This is a genomic window from Streptomyces sp. URMC 124 (assembly GCF_051386455.1).
GTDB lineage: Bacteria > Actinomycetota > Actinomycetes > Streptomycetales > Streptomycetaceae > Streptomyces.
Genome location: NZ_JBPQTS010000372.1, coordinates 1 through 391, shown reverse-complemented (window position 1 = coordinate 391; position 391 = coordinate 1). Strand labels below are relative to the sequence as shown.

The 391-nt window shown below is 75.4% G+C and carries 1 protein-coding gene; it reads right to left on the bottom strand.

Annotation, left to right across the window (positions count from 1 at the left end; translation table 11 throughout):
* Window positions 1–391: hypothetical protein (locus tag ACSNOG_RS32990; RefSeq protein ID WP_436756360.1), on the bottom strand; the 391-nt coding region annotated here is incomplete at both ends.

Here is a 391-nt window from a genome sequence, read left to right as displayed (position 1 = left end):
CGAGGGCCTGCAGGTCCTCGCGCTCCACGGTCTCCCAGAACTCCGCGTCCGCCGGGTCCACCGCCGCCTCGGCGGCGCCGACCGGCTCCGGCGTCTCCACCCAGTACCGCTCGTGCTGGAACGCGTACGTCGGCAGGCCGACCGTCCGCGCGCCGGAGAAGAAGACGCGCCAGTCCACCGCGAAGCCGCGGGTGTGCAGCTGCGCGAGGGCCGTGACGAGGGCCTGCCGCTCGGGGCGGTCGGCACGCAGGGCGGGCACGGTGACGGCCTCGTCCGCACAGGCCTGCGCCATGCCGCTCAGGACACCGCCGGGGCCGACCTCCACGAAGGTCGTCACACCCAGCTCGTGGAGGGTGCGGATGCCGTCGGCGAAGCGGACGGCCTCGCGGAC